This window comes from Symbioplanes lichenis (assembly GCF_030709675.1).
Lineage (GTDB): Bacteria > Actinomycetota > Actinomycetes > Mycobacteriales > Micromonosporaceae > Actinoplanes > Actinoplanes lichenis.
In genome coordinates, this window is record NZ_JAUZQD010000004.1 from 96,054 (window position 1) to 113,582 (window position 17,529).

A 17,529-nucleotide genomic window follows, 5' to 3' on the forward strand; every position below is an offset into this window, starting at 1 on the left:
GGGCGACCGGGATGGCGTCGACCTGGTCGAGCCGGGGCTCGTGGACGTCACGCGCCGGCGGCCGGACGACGGCGCGGCCACGCCGCTGGACAATTTCGTGGGCGTGGGCCGCAAGCCGTGATCAGCGCGTGGCGAGGAGGAGGAGGCGGCGGCGGTCACGGGCGGGCGACGGCCGTCCTGATGATGTCGAGGCCGCGGGCGACGTCGGCCGGGCCGATGACCAGGGGTGGGAGCAGGCGCAGGACGTTGCCGTAGGTGCCGCAGGTGAGGATCAGCAGGCCGGCGTCGTGGCAGGCGCGGGCGACGGCGGCGGTGCGGACGGGGTCCGGGTCGAGGGTGCCCGGGCGGACGAACTCGAGCGCGAGCATCGCCCCCCGGCCGCGAGCCTCGGCGATGCCCGGGTCGCGTGCGGCGAGGTCGCTCAGGGCGGGGAGCACCTGCCCTTCGAGGGTACGGGCGGCAGCCGCGAGATCCAGCTCGCGCATCGTCTCCACGGCGGCCAGGGCGGCGGCGCAGGCGAGCGGGTTCCCGCCGTACGTGCCGCCGAGGCCCCCGGCGTGGACGGCGTCCATGAGCTCGGCCCGCCCCACGACGCCCGCGATGGGCAGGCCACCGCCCATGCCCTTGGCGGTGGTGACGAGGTCCGGTTCGATGCCCTCGTGCTCGGAGGCGAACCAGGAGCCCGTACGGCAGAAGCCGGTCTGGATCTCGTCGGCCACGAACACCGCGCCGGCGCCGCGGGCCCACGCCGCGAGGGCGCTCAGGAAGCCGGGGGCCGGCACGACGAAGCCGCCCTCCCCCTGGATCGGCTCGATGACCAGCGCCGCGACGTTGGCCCCGCCGACCTGCTTCTCGATGGTGTCGATGGCCCGGATCGCCGCGTCGGGGCCGCTCAGCCCGCCGTCGCGCAGCGGGTAGGACATCGGCACGCGGTAGATCTCCGGCGCGAACGGGCCGAAGCGGTGCTTGTAGGGCATCGCCTTCGCGGTCAGCGCCATCGTCAGGTTGGTCCGGCCGTGGTAGGCGTGGTCGAACACGACGACGGCCGGGCGCCCGGTGGCGTGCCGCGCGATCTTGACGGCGTTCTCCACCGCCTCGGCCCCGGAGTTGAAGAGCGCGGCCCGCTTCTCGAAGCTGCCCGGCGTCAGCGCGATCAACTGCTCACAGACGCTCACGTACGACTCGTAGGGCGCCACCATGAAGCAGGTGTGCGTGAACCGTTCGAGCTGCTCGCGCACCGCCTCGACGACGCGCGGCGCGCTGTTGCCCACGCTGGTGACGGCGATGCCGGAGGCGAAGTCGATCCACTCGCGCCCGTCGACATCGCGCACAGACCCGCCTGCGGCGCTTTCCACGTACGCGGGAAGCACCGAGCTGACGCCGCGGGCGACCGCCGCGAGCCGTCGCTTGTGGACCTCGCCGGACGACGGCACGTCACTCCCCCACGTGGTGCATGACGTGCTTGACGCGGGTGTAGTCCTCCAGCCCGTACGCGGAGAGGTCCTTGCCGTGGCCCGAGTGCTTGAACCCGCCGTGCGGCATCTCCGCGACGAGCGGGATGTGGCAGTTGACCCACACGCAGCCGAAGTCGAGCCGTTGCGTCATGCGCATCGCCCGGCCGTGGTCGCGGGTCCAGACGCTGGACGCGAGGCCGTACTCGACGCCGTTGGCCCAGCGCACGGCCTCGTCCTCGTCGCTGAAACGCTGCACGGTGATGACCGGCCCGAACACCTCGTCCTGGATGATCTCGTCGCTCTGACGCAGGCCGGAGACGACCGTCGGCGTGTAGAAGTAGCCGCGGTGGCCCTGCCGGGACCCGCCGGCCTCGACCGTGGCGTGTCCGGGCAGCCGGTTGAGGAAGCCGGCGACCCGGTCGAGCTGGCGCGCGTTGTTGAGCGGGCCGTAGAGCACGTCCGCGTCGTCCGGCGCGCCGGTGCGGGTGCTCTTGGCCTGCTCGGTCAGCGCGGCCACGAAGTCGTCGTGCACCCCGGGCGCGGCCAGCACCCGGGTCGCGGCGGTGCAGTCCTGCCCCGCGTTGAAATAGCCCGCCTCGGCGATCGCGGTGGCCGCGGCCTCCACGTCGGCGTCGTCGAAGACCACGACCGGCGCCTTGCCGCCGAGCTCGAGGTGGGTGCGCTTGAGATCGTTCGCCGCGGCCGCCGCCACCTCGCGCCCCGCCCGCACGCTGCCGGTGATCGACACGAGCTGCGGCAGCTTGTGGGCCACGAGATCCCGGCCGGTGTGCACGTCGCCGCACACCACGTTGACCACGCCGGGCGGCAGGACCTCGGCGGCCAGCTCGGCCAGCCGTACGGTGGTCAGGGGGGTGGTGTCGGACGGCTTGAGCACCACGGTGTTGCCCGCCGCCACCGCCGGGGCGAGCTTCCACACCGCCATCATCAGCGGATAGTTCCAGGGCGTGACCTGCGCGCACACCCCGATCGGCTCCCGGCGCACGTAGCTCTCGTAACCAGCCAGGTATTGCCCCGCCGACCGGCCCTCCAGCAGCCGCGCCGCCCCGGCGAAGAACCGGATCTGGTCGACCGCGGGCGGCAGCTCCTCGCTCGCGGTGAGCCCGATCGGCTTGCCCGTGTTCCGCGATTCCAGCTGGACGAGCTCGTCGGCGTGCGCCTCGACCAGGTCGGCGAACTTGAGCAGGGCCCGCTGCCGGTCGGCCGGCGTGGTGTCGCGCCACTTCTCGAAGGCGTCGCCCGCCGCCCGCATCGCCCGGTCGACGTCCTGGCTGTCGGAGACCGGCGCGCTCGCGAACACGTCCCCGGTGGACGGGTCGACCAGGTCCGAGTAGCGCCCGTCGGCCGGGGCCACCGCCTCCCCGCCGATGACGTTGGGCAGCACGATCTTGGCGCTCATCCGGCCTCCAGGATGCGGTATCGGGCGTCGCAAGGCCATCCTGCCACCGAATCCGCGCCAGGCAAGACCTCGATCGTCCGGACCGCCGATGCGAGGATGAGCCATGCACAGGTGGACCCTCGTCGATGTCCGGGCCGGCGCCGCCGCGGTCGTCGCCGCCTTGATGGCCGCCGTCGTCCTCACCCGGGGCGACCCGCTCTTCGCCGGCGGGCTCGTCGCCGCCGCCCTGCTCTCGGCGTACGGCGTGATCCGCACGGCCCCCCGGCGGCGGCTGGTCCTGCTCGTCGCCGGGGGCCTGCTGCTGGTGCTCGGCGTGCTCGGGCTCGCCTCGATCGGCATCCCGGTGCTGGTGGCGGCGATCCTCGCGCTGGTCGGGGCGCAGTCGGCCGCGGGCCGGGTGGACGACGACCCGTCCGGACCGTGAGGGTCAGAGCACGGCGAGCCGGTCGACGAGCAGGGCGGTCCGGCGCTCGGTGTCCTCGGGGGGCAGGCGGCCGGCGCGGGTCAGGGTGGCCAGGCCGTGGAGGGCCGCCCAGAAGAGCTCGGTGAACAGGCCCGGGTCGACGCCGGCGCCGGCCGACTCGCGGAGCGTCTCCTGGAGGGCGGCGAAGGCGTCCTTCAGCGGCTCCGGGGTGTCCTCGCGGGCGAACGCCAGGCCGCCGTCGAGCTGGAACATGGCGTCGTAGACCGCCGGGTGGCCCGCGGCGAAGCCGAGATAGGCGCGGGCGAGGGCGGTGACCCGGGCGCGCGGGCCGTCGGCGGCGGCAGTGGCGGCGCGGATGTCGGCGGCCAGCTCGGCGGCACCCTGCAGGGCGACGGCGCCGATGATCTCGCGCTTGCCGCGGAAGTGGCTGTAGAGGACGGGCTGGCTGTACTCGATGCGCTCGGCCAGCCGGCGGGTGGTGACCGCGTCCCAGCCCTGCTGCTCGGCGAGCTCGCGGGCCGTGGCCACGATGAGGCGCTCGCGTTCCGCTCGTTCGCGCTCCTTGCGTTCCCGTACCGACATGCCCTCACCCTAGCATCGCTAGAAATGCTGGCGCCGGCACAGCCGCTCGTCAGGCCGCTCGTCAGGCCAGGAGGGACCGGGCCGCGGCGGCGGCGCGGTCGGCGATCTCGTCGAGGGGCGTGCCCGCGCGGCGCCAGAAGCCGGTGGTGAACAGCGTCGTGTAGCCGTGCGCGGTGGCGATCATCGCCTCGACCAGGCGCACGGTCTCCTCGGGAGGGCCGGCGCAGGCCTCGGCCGTGACTGTCAGCAGATCGGTCATGAGGGCGCGGGTGCGCTCGGTGCGCTCGGGGTCGGTGACGGCGTAGAGCTCGGCGGCGAAGATGACGTCGAAGCCGGCGCCGGTGCGGGCGACGAAGCGGACATAGGTGGCGGCCGCGGCGGCGAACCGGTGGCGCGGGTCGTGACCGGCGGCCGCGGCGGCGGTGGCGATCTCGGCGCGCAGGTCGTGGGCGGCGACGGACGAGACCGCGGCGAGGAGGCGGTCGCGGTCGGGGAAGTGCCGGTAGGGGGCGGCGGTGCTCACGCCCAGGCGGCGGGCCACGGCGGCCACGGAGAAGCGGGGCAGGCCCTGCTCGGCCAGCTCCTCGAAGCTCGTGGCGATCAGGGCGGCGCGCAGATCGCCGTGGTGGTACCCCCTCCGGGACACGGCATCATCCTTTGCTTGCGGGCGTGTAAGTGGTCTCTTACATTACCAAGTGAGAGCCCACTTACATTCAGGAGCGCGACGGTGACGATCCGACTCGGGTACCAGATCCCCAACTTCACCTACCCCGGCGCGACCGGCGGGCAGATCTTCGACACGGTGGTGGCGCAGGCCCGCGAGGCCGAGGGCGCCGGCTTCGACACCGTGCTGGTGATGGACCACTTCTACCAGCTGCCCGGCATCGGGACGCCGGAGCAGCCGATGCTCGAGTCCTACACGACGCTGGGCGCGCTGGCCACGGCCACGTCGGCGATCCAGCTGTCGGCGCTGGTGACCGGGAACACGTACCGGAATCCGGCGATGCTGGCCAAGACCGTGACCACCCTCGACGTGGTCTCGCACGGCCGGGCGATCCTCGGCATCGGGGCCGGCTGGTACGAGCGGGAGCACCACGACCTCGGCTACGAGTTCGGCACCTTCGGGCAGCGCTTCGAGCGGCTCGAGGAGGCCCTCACGATCATCGCGCCGATGCTCAAGGGCGAGGAGCCGACGGTCGAGGGCAAGTGGTACCAGGCGCGCAACGCCATGAACAACCCGCGGCACCGGGACGACGTGCCGATCATGCTGGGCGGCAGCGGGGAGCAGAAGACGTTCCGGCTGGCGGCGCGGTTCGCCGACCACATGAACATCATCTGCGCCCTCGACGATCTGGGCCGCAAGGTGAGCGTGCTCAAGCAGCGCTGCGAGGAGATCGGCCGCGACCCGGCGACGCTCGCGACCAGCTACCTGGCGTCGGTTCACCTGGGCGGCGGGGCCCGGCCCGGGACCTTCGCCGGCCAGCCCGAGGAGGTCGCCGAGCAGCTGCACGAGAAGGTGCTCGGCCAGGGCGTCACCGGCCTGACCATCAACATGATCGCCAACGGGCACGAGCCGGGCGTCGTCGCCGCGGCGGGAGCGGCGCTCAAGCCGCTCGTCAGCTAGGACGTAAGCTGCTCCGGTGGCCCCCGCTCCCCTGCTGCTCGTGCTCGACGGCAACAGCCTGGTGCACCGGGCCTACCACGCGGGGGCCGGGGACGGCTGGACCGACGGCGACGGGCGGCCGATCTGGGCGCTGCGCGGGCTGATCGGATTCATCGCGCGGGCCGCGGCCTATCTGCGGCCCGACGCGCTGGTCGTCGGCTTCGACTGCCCGCACGAGTCGGCCCGGCGCACCGAGTTCGCCGAGTACAAGGCGCACCGCCCGGCCAAGGCCGCCGACCTCGCCGAGCAGCTGCTGGGTGCCCCCGGCCTGCTGACCAGCGCCGGCGTCCGCACGGTCTGCCCGCCCGGCTACGAGGCCGACGACGTCCTGGCCAGCAGCGCCGCCGCCGCCCGGGCCCGGGGCTGGCGCTCGGTGCTCATGACCAGCGACCGCGACGCGTTCGCCCTCATCGACGACAGCACCTCGGTCCTGCGCGTCCGCAACGGCGGCATGGACGAGGCGGTCCTGGTCGACCCGGCCGGCCTCACCGAGCTCTACGGCGTCACGGCCGCCCAGTACAGGGACTTCGCGGCCCTGCGCGGCGACCCGTCGGACAACCTGCCCGGCGTGCGCGGGTTCGGCACCGCCACGGCCGCCAAGCTGCTCGCCGCGTTCGGCTCGGTGGACCAGGTGTGGGCGGCGCTGGACGCGGGTGAGGACGGCCTGGTCCGGGAGGCGGTGGGCGCGAAGGCCGCGGGACAACTGCGAGCGGAAGGCGTACGGGAAAGGGTGGAGCGCAACCGCAGCATCATGCGCATGCGGGCCGACCTGCCCGTCCCCGACCCCGAGTCCGCCCGCCTGCCGCTGCGGCTGGCCACCATGCGCATCGCCCTCCGCGAACGCGGCATCAACCTGGGCCCGTCCCTGTGGGCCCTGACCGGCGGCGTCCCGCCCCAGCGCGAGCCGGAGCCGCGCGAGGAGGATCCGCTGCCCGACCTGCGCCCCTGGGTCATCCGCGGCGGCATGTCCGGCCGCCGCGACCCCACCCCGGGCCAGCTCAGCCTCTTCTGACCAGGCCGGTGCAGCGGGCGCAGGCCCGGGGCGTCAGCCGGCGTGTTCGAAGAAGCCGTACACCCGGGCGATGCGGCCGTGCGCGGTGTGCAGGAGCACGTCCGTGCCGGTGGTGATCGGTTCACCGTCCGTGGGGCCGAAGGCCCAGCCGAACCGGGCCAGGTCGTGGTGGGTGTCGATCGCTCCGAGGATCCGGAAGGTCACGCCGGGGAACTGCGCCTGGAAGCCGGCGATCGCGGCGTCGATCTGCTCCGGGCCGGTCGCGGCGTTGACCGGGTCGACGTACCGGCCGTCCGGCTCCCAGACCGCGTCGATCTCGGCCCGCCGGTGAGCGGGATCGGGGTCGTTCCAGGTGCCGATGTACCGGGTGACGAGCCGGTCGATGTCACTCATGCGGTGTGGTCCCCTTCGGCGCCGGCGACGGCGGCCAGGAACGTCGCGATCACGGCGGCGGCCGCGGCGGGGGCCTGCGCCGGCCAGAAGTGCCCGGCTCCGTCGAGGGTCTCGAGCTGCGCCCCCGCCAGCGCGGCCGCCTGGTGCCGTTGCTGCGTGGAGCCCACCTGGTAATCGTCGCTCGCGGCCAGGGCGAGTCCGGGGCGCGCCCTGGCCCTGTCCAGATCGCGACCGAGGTCGGCCAGCACCGGTTGCTTCGCCGACCTGTACAGACTGAGCACCGCGCGGCCCATGTCGGCGTCCTGGGCGGCAGCAATCTGCCCGGCAGTCGTCCGGTCCATGCCGAACGACATCATGCTCGCGGTCTTCTCTTCCGGCGTCGCGCCGAACATGCGGGCGACGACGGCCTCGCCCGTTCCCTCGGTCTGCCAGCTCCGGGCCAGGTCGTGCCAGACATAGCCGGGATCGAACACGCCGATCGTGTCGCTCGTCCAGCTCCGCAACAAATCGGGGCGGGTCATGGCCACGTTGATGACGTGAGCTCCGCCCCAGTCGTGCCCGACCAGGTGCACCGGCTCGCCCAAACGCTCGAGCTCGGCGATCAGCCAGTCGCGGTAGCCGTTCACGTCGGCGCGGAAAGCGGGCGGCAGAGGCGCACCGAACCCGGGCGGGGACAGCAGCACCGTCTCGGTCACACCCCGCTTCTCCAGCTCGCCGATCAGGTTGGTCCAGATGGCCGAGCTCTCGGGAACGCCGTGCACGAACACCACAGTCATGCGATTTCTCCTTCAGGGATCGGGGTTTCAGGGGACGAGGACGACTTTGCCGATGTTCGTACCGCGCTCCAGCAGGTCCTGCGCGGCAGCGGCTTCGGCCAGGGGGAAGCTGGTGACTCGCGGACCGGTGACCGTGCCGTCGGCCAGCCAGCTCATCAGCCGCGCGGCGGCGGCCCCCGTCTCCTGGGGGCGGCCGGAGTACCAGTAGCCGACGTTGAAGCCGATCAGCTCGTGGCCCGGGGCGGGATTGAACAGCGACAGTTTCATCGCCGTGGAGTCGATCGGGCTGTCATGGCCGGAGACATAGCCGTAGGTGACGGCCCGGCCGAACGGCGCCAGGACGGACAGCGTCTCGCCCAGGTGGCCCGGGCCGATCAGCTCCAGCGCCACATCGACGCCTCGGCCGCCGGTGAGCCGCCGGATCTCGTCGGCCCAGCCCGGTGCGTGGTAGTCCACGGCGTGGTCCGCGCCGAGCTCGACCGCGATCCTCCGCTTCTCCTCGTTGCCGGCCCCGGCGATGACGGTCGCGCCGAGGGCCTTGGCGATCTGCACCGTCCAGCTGCCCAGTCCACCGGCGGCGGCGGGCACGAACACGGTCTCTCCCGGGCTCAGCCGGGCCGCGCCGATCAGCATGACGGCCGCGGTCGTGGCGACGAACAGGCCGGCTGCGCGTTCGGACTCCAGGCCGGCAGGTGCCGGGAAGAGCCCGCCGGCCCCGGCGACGGCCAGTTCGGCGTAGCCACCGTCGGCCAGCCGGCCGGACTGCCCGAAGACCCGGGCACCGACGGCCAGGTCCGTGACGCCTTCACCGAGCGCGACCACGGTGCCGGCGACCTCTCCTCCCGGGACGAACGGCAGCGGTGTCGGAACGTCGAAGGGCAGACCTTTGCGCCTCATGATGTCCATGAAGTTGACGCCGGCAGCCTCGACCCGGATCAGCACCTCGCCCGGCCCCGGTTGCGGGTCCGGGAGCTCGACCAGCTGAAGCACCTCGAGCGGGCCGGTCTCGCTCATCTGGATGGCTCTCACTAAGCTCACCTCCTGAGCAATATGTGTCTGGCCACATGAATGTTTGGCTAGACACATAATTGTGTGGCCGGCCCTATAACGCAAAGTGGCAGTGATCACACTGAAGGAGGACGTTCATGGCCGCCGACGACACGGGCCAACACACCCGATCGGCACTGTCTCCGCTGGCGCCGATGAGCTTCAGCACGCTCGCGCTCTGGCGCGCGTTGCACAACCTCGGCACCGACCTGCTGGCCGGGCTCGGGCTCTATCCCGGCCAGGAGCTGATCCTTCTGCAGCTCTACGACCAGGACGGCCAGACCCACACCGAGCTGCAGCGGGCCCTCCGGTCCGACCACTCCACCATCTCGCGCTCCATCCGGCGCATGGAACAGACGGGCCTCGTCACCCGGAGCCCGGCCGAGAAGGACAAACGAGCCATGATCGTGTCGCTGACCGAGCGGGGCCGGGCGCTGCGCCCCGACGTCGTCAACCTGTGGTCGACGGTGGAAAGTGCGATGGCCGGGGCTCTCACCGGCGCTCAGCGAGCTGATTTCCTCGAGCTCGCGAGCCGCCTGGAACAAGCGCTGGCAAGCGCCAGGGGTCACCGGAAGCTGCCGGAGAACGACCGGATGGCCGAGTGATGCCGCGCGGCGCCGGCCGGCAAGCTCGGTCTGCTCAGTCGCCGGTGGTGCCGTCGATGCGCCTCACTCTGAGGGGTGCCGGGTCACCTCAAGGGGCACCGGGGATCGTCCGCAGATCCAGGCTGTGGCGGACGAAGGTGGTCAGGCTCCCGGCCGTCCAGGACACCACCCCGTTCCGGTACGTGATCTGGCCCGCGTCCTGACTGATCTGCACCGTGCGGTTCGTGGCGATCTCGTGCACCAGGAGCTCGGCGTTGCCGGTCAGTTCGGAGGTCTTGCCGATCCGCACCCACAGCTCGAAGCGCCCCAGTGGCGCCACGTCGACGACGGCCGTGTTGACGTCGCCCTCGGCGATCGTGGAGCGGTTGCTGCCGTCGGGGTGCATGAGCTCGATGCGGCTCCAGCCGTCGTCGTCGATCGACACCACGCGGCAGTAGTCGGGGCTGCACTCGGTCGACGCCCGCGCCGTCCGGGTGATCGGCCGTTGCTCGCCCGTCACGGCATTGCGCAGCACCGAGGCGCCCCGGGTGTCGGTGACGCCGTCCACCAGCCACGGCCAGCCCGTCACCCGCCACGAACCCGGCAGAACACGCCCCGACACCGGGCCGCCGCTCAGCGCCACGGACCGCACCGACGTCCCGCCCGATTTGTCCCCCGCTACCCAGTGCGCCTGCCCATCGACAACCTCAAGATCACCAGACGACCGATAGGACCGGAAATTTCCGACATCGACGGTCACCCGCCGAACCGTCGACGCGTCAGCCGTCCACAACGACAAGGCGCCGGCGTTCTCGATCCACGCCAGCGTCGTACCCGACCCGGTCACCGCCTGGAACGAGGGGTTGACGGCATCGGGCAACGAGCGCAACACGCGAACGCGCGCCTCCGTGCGTACCAGAAGCCGCAGTTGTTTGCCGTCCGGCGAGGGTGCCGTGCCCACCGAGGTCCGCGCGTCCTGGAAGAAGATCGGCTGATAAGCCGTCCCGTCCGGCAGCGTCGCCGGCAGCGCCGCCCGCTGCGCGGTGGGCCAGGCCACAGCCACCGGCGCGGGCGTCTCGTCGCGGGCCGGACCGGCCGCCGGCAGCCCGAGCAGCAGGCCGCTCGAGGCCAAGGCGGCGGCCAGCGCCACCATGTTGCTCTTCACGCGAGAAGATACGGACGGCAGGCAGCAACGGATCAGGGAATGACCGGGCGGTCCGGAAAGGTTGACGCTTCACGTGAAGAAGAAGATCGGGTTCCTGTCCTTCGGGCACTGGCGCGACGTCAACGGCTCGCAGACGCGCAGCGCCGCCGACTCCCTGCTGCAGACCGTCGAGCTCGCCCAGGCGGCCGAGGAGCTGGGCGTCGACGGGGCGTTCGTCCGGGTCCACCACTTCGAGCGGCAGCTGGCCGCGCCCTATCCGCTGCTGGCGGCGATCGCCGCGCGGACCAGCCGGATCGAGATGGGCACCGGCGTCATCGACATGCGGTACGAGAACCCCCTCTACGCCGCGGAGGAGGCCGCCGCCACAGATCTCATCAGCGGCGGCCGCCTGCAGCTGGGCGTGAGCCGGGGATCCCCCGAGACGGCGCTGCGCGGGGCGGAGGCGTTCGGCTATGTCCCGGGCGAGGGCCGGACGGCGGCCGACGACGCGCGGCAGAAGACCGAGATCTTCCTCGCGGCGATCAGCGGGGCGGCCGTGGCTCGTACGGACCCGGCCCGCACCGGTGGCATCAGCGGCGGGCTGGCGATCCAGCCGCAGTCGCCGGGGTTGCGTGACCGGGTGTGGTGGGGCGCCGGCACCCGGGCCACCGCCCAGTGGGCCGCGGAGCGCGGGATGAACCTGCAGAGCTCGACGCTGCTGAGCGAGGACACCGGCGTGCCGTTCGACCAGCTGCAGGCCGAGCAGATCGAGCTCTACCGCAAGGCGTGGCAGGAGGCGGGCCACGAGCGCGAGCCGCTGGTGTCCGTGTCGCGCAGCGTGCTGCCGATCACCGAGGACATCGACCGGCTCTACTTCGGCAACGACGACAACCAGGACCAGGTCGGGCTGCTGGAGGGCGTGCGGTCGCGCTTCGGCCGTACGTACACCGGGGAACCCGACAAGATCGCCGAGGAGCTGGCGCGGGACGAGGCCGTCCGGGCCGCCGACTACGTGCTGCTGACCGTGCCGAACCAGCTCGGGGTCGCCTACAACGCCCGGATCCTGGAGACGATCACCAAGGACGTGGCGCCGGCGTTCGGATGGCAGGATGATCGCCGTGCCCAGTGAAGCGACACCGCTGCGGAAGCTCGGCTTCCTGACCATCGGCCTGTTCGACCGGGAGGACCCGCGCGCCGGGCACGAGTCGACGCTGGAGATCATCCGGCTCGGCGAGGAGCTCGGCTTCGACAGCGCCTGGGTGCGTCACCGCCACCTGCAGTACGGCATCTCGTCGCCCGTGGCGGTGCTGGCGGCCGCCACCCAGCGCACGAGCCGCATCGAGCTCGGCACCGCGGTCATCCCGACCGGCTGGGAGAACCCGCTGCGCCTGGCCGAGGACCTGGCGACCGTGGACGTGCTCTCCGGCGGCCGCCTCAACCCGGGCGTGAGCGTCGGCCCGCCGATGAATTTCGAGTACGTCAAGGCGGCGCTCTATCCGGACACCGACGAGGATTTCAGTTACCGGCGCGTCGAGCGGCTGCTCAGCTTCGTCGCCGGCGAGAAGGCGTCCGACCTGTCCGGCGCCCAGGGCGTCGTCGAGGTCTTCTCCGAGCGGGTCGAGCCGCACGCGGCCGGGCTGCGCGAGCGCATGTGGTACGGCGGCGCCAGCATGCGGTCGGCGGTCTGGGCGGCCGAGCACAAGATGAACTTCCTGACCAGCAGCGTGATCCGGGCCGAGGGCTCGGAGGACTTCGCCGAGAACCAGGCGGCGCAGGTCCGGGCCTTCCGGGACGGCCACCCCACCGGCCGTGTCTCGCAGGGTCTCGTGGTCATCCCGACGGACAGCGCGAGCGCCGAGCAGAAGGCCCGCTACCAGGAGTACGTGGACAAGCGCACGCCCCGGACCACGACCACGCACGGGCCGCGCAAGATGATGTTCGCGCGCGACCTGATCGGCAGCTCGGACCAGATCGCCGAGCAGCTGTACGCGCACGCGGGGTTCCGGGAGGTCGACGAGGTGGCGTTCGCCCTGCCGTTCAGCTTCGAGCACGACGACTACGTGCAGATCCTCACCGACATCGCGACGAAGCTCGGGCCCGCGCTGGGCCGGCGTGGCTGAATCCTCACGTCCGGGGCGGCGCGGCCGAAGGGAAGGGTCGTGAACCTGCCCGCCGTCGTGTCGCCCTATGGCCCGTACGCGGGAATGGGTCTGCGCATCCACGACCTGACCATCCGCGGCCATCACGGCGAGACGCTGGCCGCCGCGGACGAGGCCGAGGCCGTGCTGCTCCTGCTGGGCGACCAGCGCACCCACCGGGTCAGCCGGCTGGGCCGGATGTACGCCCTCAGCGCGCTCGGCCGCCCCGACGAGGCCCTGGTCATCGGGCAGGAGCTGGTCGCCGACGACGGCCCGGCGACCGGCCCCCGGACCACCGACGCCAAGATCCTGGCCGACACCGCCCGGATGCTCATCCAGGTCGGGCGGATGGACGAGGGCCTGCACCACGTGGCCCGCGCGATGAACATCCTCGACGTCGTGCCGCGCAAGAGTCTGCGCTACTTCTCGGCGATGGCGTCGCTGGCCGACGCGGCCCGGGCGGCGGAGCTCTACGAGCTGGCCGAGTCGGCGATGCTGCAGGCCATCGACGCCTTCGAGAACCCCGACGACCTCTACCGCTCGTCCGCCGAGCTCGAGTACGCCGAGCTGCTGCTCGAGTGGGCGCTGCGGCTCGAACACGTCCAGCGGTGCGAGGAGTCCGCCGCGATCCTGGCCAAGGCGGTCCGGATCCTGAGCTACTGGACCGGGCCCGGCACGAACGCGCCCCTCGCCGAGGCGCTGCTGGCCCTGGGCCTCGCCAAGCAGGGCCGCCACGCCGACGCCTTGGACCTGGTCGGCAAGAACCTGCTGCCGCTGCGGCAGGCGGGACAGCAGCACGAGACCCGGCTGCTGCACCTGGCCCAGGGCGTGGTGCTGCGCGGGCTCGGCGACCTGCGGGGCGCCCGGCGCGAGTTCCTGGCCGCCAACGAGCTGGCCGTCCAGCCGTACCAGTTCCTCATCGTCCAGTACGAGCTGGCGGTCACGGCCGGCCTGGAGACGCCGGGCGAGGCGACCGCGACCATCATGACGGCCCTGCACACGCACATCCGCATGCTGTGGCAGCTGCGGCTGGACCGGCGCACCATGCTCCAGCAGGCCTATCGCCGCGTCGAGCTGGAGGCCGCCCGGCGCACGGCCGACCACGCCGCCACCTCCGACGCGCTCACCGGCCTCGGCAACCGCCGGAGCTTCGACAGCCGCATCGCCACCTTCACCGGCACGCTCGTCCTCGTCGACGTGGACAGCTTCAAGGCCATCAACGACGAGTTCTCGCACGGCGTCGGCGACCGCGTCCTCGTGGAGATCGCCTCCGTCCTGCACGCGCACTGCCACGACGCCGTCCGCTTCGGCGGCGACGAGTTCGCGCTCTTCCTGAGCGGCAGCGAGCACGAGGCCCGCCGGATCGCCGAACAGGTCCGCCGGGTCATCCTGGGCCGCGACTGGGCCGCGATCATGCCCGGCCTGACGGTGACGGTCAGCATGGGCCTGGCCAGCGGCCGCGCGGGCTCGCTCTACGACCGCGCCGACGCCCAGCTGTACGCGGCCAAGCGCGCCGGGCGCAACCGCCTCGTCTCCGCCCCGTTTCTGCGCAATTCGGCCTGAAAGCCGCTCGCATACGGCACCCTGAGTCGTATGCGGATCGGAGTCATCGCAGGTCACGACGACATGGGCGGCACCCTGGCCCGCTGGTGGAAGCAGGCCGGCCACGACGTCGTCACCGGGGCCCTGCACCCGGACGAGCTCGCCGACGACCTCAAGCCCGTCAGCGTGCGCCAGGCGGCCTACTTCGGCGAGGCGATCCTCTTCGCCCCCGACTGGAACGAGGCCCACGACGCCGTCGACCTGGCCCGTCCCGCCCTGCGCGGCAAACCGGTCCTCGACGCGACCCACCCGGTCCTGACCGGCGGCACCGCGCTCGGCCAGCTGGCCGAATGGTCGCCCGAGGCCCACTGGGTCAAGGCCTTCAACACCCTCTCGGTCCCGGTCCTCGACGCCCGCCGCGGCCACGACCCACTGCTCACCGAGTTCCTCTGCACGGACTGGCCCGACGCCCGCCGGACCGCGTCCAAGCTGGTCCGCGACCTGGGCCTCGCCCCGATGTACGCGGGCGGCGCCGACCACGCGTGGATGACCGAGACCGGCCCCCTCCGGGCCTGCGAGGTCGACATCAAGGACGCCACCGCCGTCCTCGCCGAGGTCCTGAACACGGCCGCGTAGCGATCACGGCCGTGGCCGCACGGGGGCTCCGGTCACCCGCCACGCAAACCTGGCGGCGGCGCAGGCTGTCGAAGACCTCGACGGTCCGGGACGGGGTGCCGTGCCGGTCGGCTTGCGGGGCCCCGCGCGGTGACGTCCGGGAGCTGACCGGCCTCGGCGGCGAACGACCACCGGAACGGGGTGGTGTCATGAACGGCCGGGAGCCTGACCACCTTCCGCCACAGCCTGGATCTCCGGACGATCGCCGTCGCACCGTAGGCTGAGCCACGTGACCTCCTTGTGGACCGCACCTGCGCCCGAGCGCGTCGACGAGCCCACCACCGGCGACGAGCGGGACATGCTCGAGGGCTGGCTGGCGTGGCACCGGCAAACCCTGCTGACCAAGTGCGCCGGCCTCACCGCGGCGCAGCTCAAGCGGGCCGCCGTCGAGCCGTCGAACCTGACCCTGCTCGGGCTGGTCCGGCACATGACGGCGGTGGAGCGCAGCTGGTTCCGCGTCCGCGCCGCGGGCCGGCCGCTGACGGACCCCTACAACGACGACACGAACGTCGACGGCGACTTCGACGACGTGGCGGGGGCCGACGCCGAGGCGAACTATGCGGCCCACCTCGCCGAGACGGAAGCGGCCACCGCCGACGTGGCCGGGCTGCCCCTGGACCACGAGTTCACGGCGGCCGGGCGGGGCAGCTTCAGCCTCCGCTGGGTCTACCTCCACATGATCGAGGAGTACGCCCGCCACAACGGCCACGCCGACCTCCTCCGAGAACGCCTCGACGGCGCGACCGGCGCCTGACCCTTGCTTGCGCGCCCCACCTGCATTATTCAACCCATTCTGGGCTTAATTGTGACCGTGCTTACTGTCGCCGTTCTGGCACATTGAATCGCCATTTCGAGGCGACAGGGCGGGGTGGGCGGGAGGACAATTTCCGGCATGGGAGAGCCGGGAATGTTTCGCCGGGTCGCGGCGATTTATCTGTGCCTCTGGTTGCGGCGCTGCAGCTCGTGGTGTGACGGGTTCCGGCGCTACGGTCCGTGGCATGTCGGCTTGAGCGCTGCGGCCCGTGGCATGCCAGCCTCCGACGCTCCGGCCGGCGGCATGACCGGTTCCGGCGCTCCGGCCAGCGGCACATCAGCCCCCAACGCTCCGACCGACGGCATGACCGATTCCGGCGCTCCGGCCAGCGGCACATCAGCCCCCAACGCTCCAACCGGTGGCGCGCCAGCCTCCACCGCTCCGGCCCGCGGCACGCCAGCCTCCACCGCTCCGGCCGGTGGCATGACCGATTGCGGCGCTCCAACCCGTGTCGTGGCGGAGTCCGACGCGAGCTCTAAGAGCGGCGCAGCTGGGGCAAATGGCCGCCCTCCGCAGCGCGCAAGCCCTGGCCGCGTCGAGCGGGAACAAGGCGCCCCCGGCGTCGAAAGATCTCGGGCGCACGCCCGGGGGCCGGCTGAGCATCGGGCTCGGCGCGGGGCTGGCGGGCGCCCTGGTCGCGTGGGGCTGGCAGGCGCCCTCGTCGCGTGGGCTGACGGGCACCCTCGTCGCGTGGGCTGACGGACGCCTTGGTCGCGCAGGGCTGACGGGCACCCTGGTCGCGCGGGGCTGACGGCACCCACGCCGCGCGGGGCTGACGGACGCCCTCGTCGCGCGGGCTGACGGGCACCCACGCCGCGCAGGGCTGACGGACGCCCTCGCCGCGCAGGGCTGACGGACGCCCTCGTCGCGCGGGCTGACGGGCACCCACGCCGCGCAGGGCTGACGGACGCCCTCGCCGCGCAGGGCTGACGGACGCCCTCGTCGCGCGGGCTGGCGGGAACCCTCGCCGCGCAGGGCTGGCAGGCGCCCTCGCCGCGCAGGGCTGGCAGGCACCCTCGCCGCGCAGGGCTGGCAGGCACCCTCGCCGCGCGCGCTGGCGGACGCCCTGGTCGCCTTAGTCGCGTGGGGCTGGGGAGCGCCCCGACTCGCCTTGGTCGCCCGGGTGAGCTGCCCGCCTCGCCGATGCGCCTCCGGCCACGAGCCTTTCCCGATAACGGCCGCTGTGCCGCTTTCCGCGGTGCCGCCCTCTCAGGCGGGCTCACCGAAGCACGATTATCACGAGTCACCCGAAAAGGAGGTGCCCAGACTATTCCGGCTCTTGCTTCGGAGTCAAGTTGGCGGATTCTGGTTGCTCAATGAATGCTCGGGTGAGGCGGTCATGAATGTCGCGGCTGAATGGGCTGGTTTCGTCCGGGGTCACGACCGTGATGAGCGACAGGCCGGCAGTGATGAGCACTGCGTCGTAGGGGTCGGGGCGGGAGGCCGGGTCCTCGGTGAGGGAGATCGTTGTCGCGGGGTGTGGGAGCGGGCGGTACAGGACCGCGAACGGGCCCTCGCCGTCCGGCCTGAGGTCGTAGCCGTAGTCGTCCCAGTCCTGCTCCATCGTGGCGTCGCGGGCGACGTAGAGTTCGCCGGCTTCGGGGGCCACGTCGCCGCGGGCTCGGGGCCAGGGCAGGAAGGGGTCGATGCCGGTCTCTTCCGCCGTGCTCCGCCCGACCAGCATGGCCGGCCAGCGGGTGTGCAGGGCGTCCAGCATGGCGCGGATGCCGGGGCCGGCGGGCGACCGGGCGATGATGACGCTGTCGTATCCGGTGACCATGTGGCTGCCTTCGGACGGGTGTCGACCTTCGAGGGAACACAGATACCGCAGCGCGGCGGCGGGTGCATCCGCATTTCGGCGAGC

General features: G+C 72.4%; 18 protein-coding genes. 9 read left to right on the forward strand and 9 right to left on the reverse strand.

What is annotated here, in order from left to right; genetic code table 11:
- Positions 1 to 155 precede the first annotated feature (155 nt).
- Positions 156 to 1,433, reverse strand: a complete 1,278-nt coding sequence (gabT, locus tag RAN62_RS10650) for a 4-aminobutyrate--2-oxoglutarate transaminase (protein WP_305784387.1) — start codon at positions 1,431 to 1,433, stop codon at positions 156 to 158.
- A 1-nt stretch (position 1,434) separates the two neighbouring features.
- Positions 1,435 to 2,871 (reverse strand): gamma-aminobutyraldehyde dehydrogenase, encoded by a 1,437-nt coding sequence (locus RAN62_RS10655; protein WP_305784388.1) that lies wholly within the window; start codon positions 2,869 to 2,871, stop codon positions 1,435 to 1,437.
- A 103-nt stretch (positions 2,872 to 2,974) separates the two neighbouring features.
- On the opposite strand from RAN62_RS10655, the gene RAN62_RS10660 reads away from it, so the two are divergent.
- Entirely contained in the window at positions 2,975 to 3,295 is a 321-nt protein-coding gene (locus RAN62_RS10660; RefSeq protein ID WP_305784389.1) for a hypothetical protein, read from the forward strand.
- 3 nt (positions 3,296 to 3,298) lie between these two features.
- Here RAN62_RS10660 and RAN62_RS10665 read toward each other — a convergent pair whose 3' ends face one another.
- Both RAN62_RS10665 and RAN62_RS10670 read right to left on the reverse strand, forming a co-directional pair.
- On the reverse strand, positions 3,299 to 3,877 hold the full coding sequence (locus tag RAN62_RS10665) for a TetR/AcrR family transcriptional regulator (RefSeq protein WP_305784390.1): 579 nt from the start codon (positions 3,875 to 3,877) through the stop codon (positions 3,299 to 3,301).
- A 61-nt stretch (positions 3,878 to 3,938) separates the two neighbouring features.
- On the reverse strand, positions 3,939 to 4,523 hold the full coding sequence (locus tag RAN62_RS10670; RefSeq protein WP_305784391.1) for a TetR/AcrR family transcriptional regulator: 585 nt from the start codon (positions 4,521 to 4,523) through the stop codon (positions 3,939 to 3,941).
- A gap of 81 nt (positions 4,524 to 4,604) precedes the next feature.
- Here RAN62_RS10670 and RAN62_RS10675 point away from each other — a divergent pair, with 81 nt between their 5' ends.
- Both RAN62_RS10675 and RAN62_RS10680 read left to right on the forward strand, forming a co-directional pair.
- The gene (locus RAN62_RS10675; protein ID WP_305784392.1) at positions 4,605 to 5,501 is read left to right on the forward strand and encodes an LLM class F420-dependent oxidoreductase; all 897 of its coding nucleotides are present in this window, start codon (positions 4,605 to 4,607) and stop codon (positions 5,499 to 5,501) included.
- A gap of 16 nt (positions 5,502 to 5,517) precedes the next feature.
- Entirely contained in the window at positions 5,518 to 6,552 is a 1,035-nt protein-coding gene (locus RAN62_RS10680; protein WP_305784393.1) for a 5'-3' exonuclease, read from the forward strand.
- Between the two features lie 33 nt (positions 6,553 to 6,585).
- Here RAN62_RS10680 and RAN62_RS10685 read toward each other — a convergent pair whose 3' ends face one another.
- The 3 genes from RAN62_RS10685 to RAN62_RS10695 are packed head-to-tail and all read right to left on the reverse strand — an operon-like array spanning position 6,586 to position 8,750.
- A complete protein-coding gene (locus tag RAN62_RS10685) occupies positions 6,586 to 6,945 on the reverse strand; it encodes a nuclear transport factor 2 family protein (protein WP_305784394.1) in 360 nt (119 codons plus the stop codon).
- Positions 6,942 to 7,721, reverse strand: coding sequence for an alpha/beta fold hydrolase (locus tag RAN62_RS10690; protein ID WP_305784395.1), 780 nt, complete (start codon positions 7,719 to 7,721; stop codon positions 6,942 to 6,944). The genes RAN62_RS10685 and RAN62_RS10690 overlap by 4 nt, the downstream gene beginning before the upstream one ends.
- Before the next feature lie 27 nt (positions 7,722 to 7,748).
- Positions 7,749 to 8,750 (reverse strand): quinone oxidoreductase family protein, encoded by a 1,002-nt coding sequence (locus RAN62_RS10695; protein ID WP_305784396.1) that lies wholly within the window; start codon positions 8,748 to 8,750, stop codon positions 7,749 to 7,751.
- A gap of 173 nt (positions 8,751 to 8,923) precedes the next feature.
- On the opposite strand from RAN62_RS10695, the gene RAN62_RS10700 reads away from it, so the two are divergent.
- Positions 8,924 to 9,373 carry a MarR family winged helix-turn-helix transcriptional regulator gene (locus RAN62_RS10700; protein WP_305784397.1) on the forward strand — a complete coding sequence of 150 codons (450 nt, stop codon included), beginning with the start codon at positions 8,924 to 8,926 and terminating at the stop codon, positions 9,371 to 9,373.
- Between the two features lie 88 nt (positions 9,374 to 9,461).
- On the opposite strand, the gene RAN62_RS10705 is transcribed toward RAN62_RS10700, so the two are convergent.
- Entirely contained in the window at positions 9,462 to 10,517 is a 1,056-nt protein-coding gene (locus tag RAN62_RS10705; RefSeq protein ID WP_305784398.1) for a hypothetical protein, read from the reverse strand.
- Between the two features lie 73 nt (positions 10,518 to 10,590).
- Between RAN62_RS10705 and RAN62_RS10710 the strand changes: the two genes are divergently transcribed.
- From RAN62_RS10710 to RAN62_RS10730, 5 genes are all read left to right on the forward strand, one after another.
- Positions 10,591 to 11,625 (forward strand): LLM class flavin-dependent oxidoreductase, encoded by a 1,035-nt coding sequence (locus RAN62_RS10710; protein WP_305784399.1) that lies wholly within the window; start codon positions 10,591 to 10,593, stop codon positions 11,623 to 11,625.
- Positions 11,615 to 12,616, forward strand: a complete 1,002-nt coding sequence (locus RAN62_RS10715) for an LLM class flavin-dependent oxidoreductase (protein WP_305784400.1) — start codon at positions 11,615 to 11,617, stop codon at positions 12,614 to 12,616. The genes RAN62_RS10710 and RAN62_RS10715 overlap by 11 nt, the downstream gene beginning before the upstream one ends.
- Before the next feature lie 39 nt (positions 12,617 to 12,655).
- A complete protein-coding gene (locus RAN62_RS10720; protein WP_305784401.1) occupies positions 12,656 to 14,197 on the forward strand; it encodes a GGDEF domain-containing protein in 1,542 nt (513 codons plus the stop codon).
- Between the two features lie 30 nt (positions 14,198 to 14,227).
- Positions 14,228 to 14,812, forward strand: coding sequence for an NADPH-dependent F420 reductase (locus RAN62_RS10725; protein WP_305784402.1), 585 nt, complete (start codon positions 14,228 to 14,230; stop codon positions 14,810 to 14,812).
- A 337-nt stretch (positions 14,813 to 15,149) separates the two neighbouring features.
- Entirely contained in the window at positions 15,150 to 15,605 is a 456-nt protein-coding gene (locus RAN62_RS10730) for a DinB family protein (protein WP_305784790.1), read from the forward strand.
- A 1,327-nt stretch (positions 15,606 to 16,932) separates the two neighbouring features.
- On the opposite strand, the gene RAN62_RS10735 is transcribed toward RAN62_RS10730, so the two are convergent.
- Positions 16,933 to 17,445 carry a hypothetical protein gene (locus tag RAN62_RS10735; RefSeq protein WP_305784403.1) on the reverse strand — a complete coding sequence of 171 codons (513 nt, stop codon included), beginning with the start codon at positions 17,443 to 17,445 and terminating at the stop codon, positions 16,933 to 16,935.
- Positions 17,446 to 17,529: the final 84 nt, after the last annotated feature.

Excerpts from the sequence above, each read along its gene's own strand:
- RAN62_RS10655 (WP_305784388.1), bottom strand. The coding sequence starts at position 2,871 with ATGAGCGCCAAGATCGTGCTGCCCAACGTCATCGGCGGGGAGGCGGTG.
- RAN62_RS10660 (WP_305784389.1), top strand. The coding sequence starts at position 2,975 with ATGCACAGGTGGACCCTCGTCGATGTCCGGGCCGGCGCCGCCGCGGTC.
- RAN62_RS10665 (WP_305784390.1), bottom strand. The coding sequence starts at position 3,877 with ATGTCGGTACGGGAACGCAAGGAGCGCGAACGAGCGGAACGCGAGCGC.
- RAN62_RS10685 (WP_305784394.1), bottom strand. The coding sequence starts at position 6,945 with ATGAGTGACATCGACCGGCTCGTCACCCGGTACATCGGCACCTGGAAC.
- RAN62_RS10690 (WP_305784395.1), bottom strand. The coding sequence starts at position 7,721 with ATGACTGTGGTGTTCGTGCACGGCGTTCCCGAGAGCTCGGCCATCTGG.
- RAN62_RS10700 (WP_305784397.1), top strand. The coding sequence starts at position 8,924 with ATGAGCTTCAGCACGCTCGCGCTCTGGCGCGCGTTGCACAACCTCGGC.
- RAN62_RS10725 (WP_305784402.1), top strand. The coding sequence starts at position 14,228 with ATGCGGATCGGAGTCATCGCAGGTCACGACGACATGGGCGGCACCCTG.
- RAN62_RS10730 (WP_305784790.1), top strand. The coding sequence starts at position 15,150 with ATGCTCGAGGGCTGGCTGGCGTGGCACCGGCAAACCCTGCTGACCAAG.
- RAN62_RS10735 (WP_305784403.1), bottom strand. The coding sequence starts at position 17,445 with ATGGTCACCGGATACGACAGCGTCATCATCGCCCGGTCGCCCGCCGGC.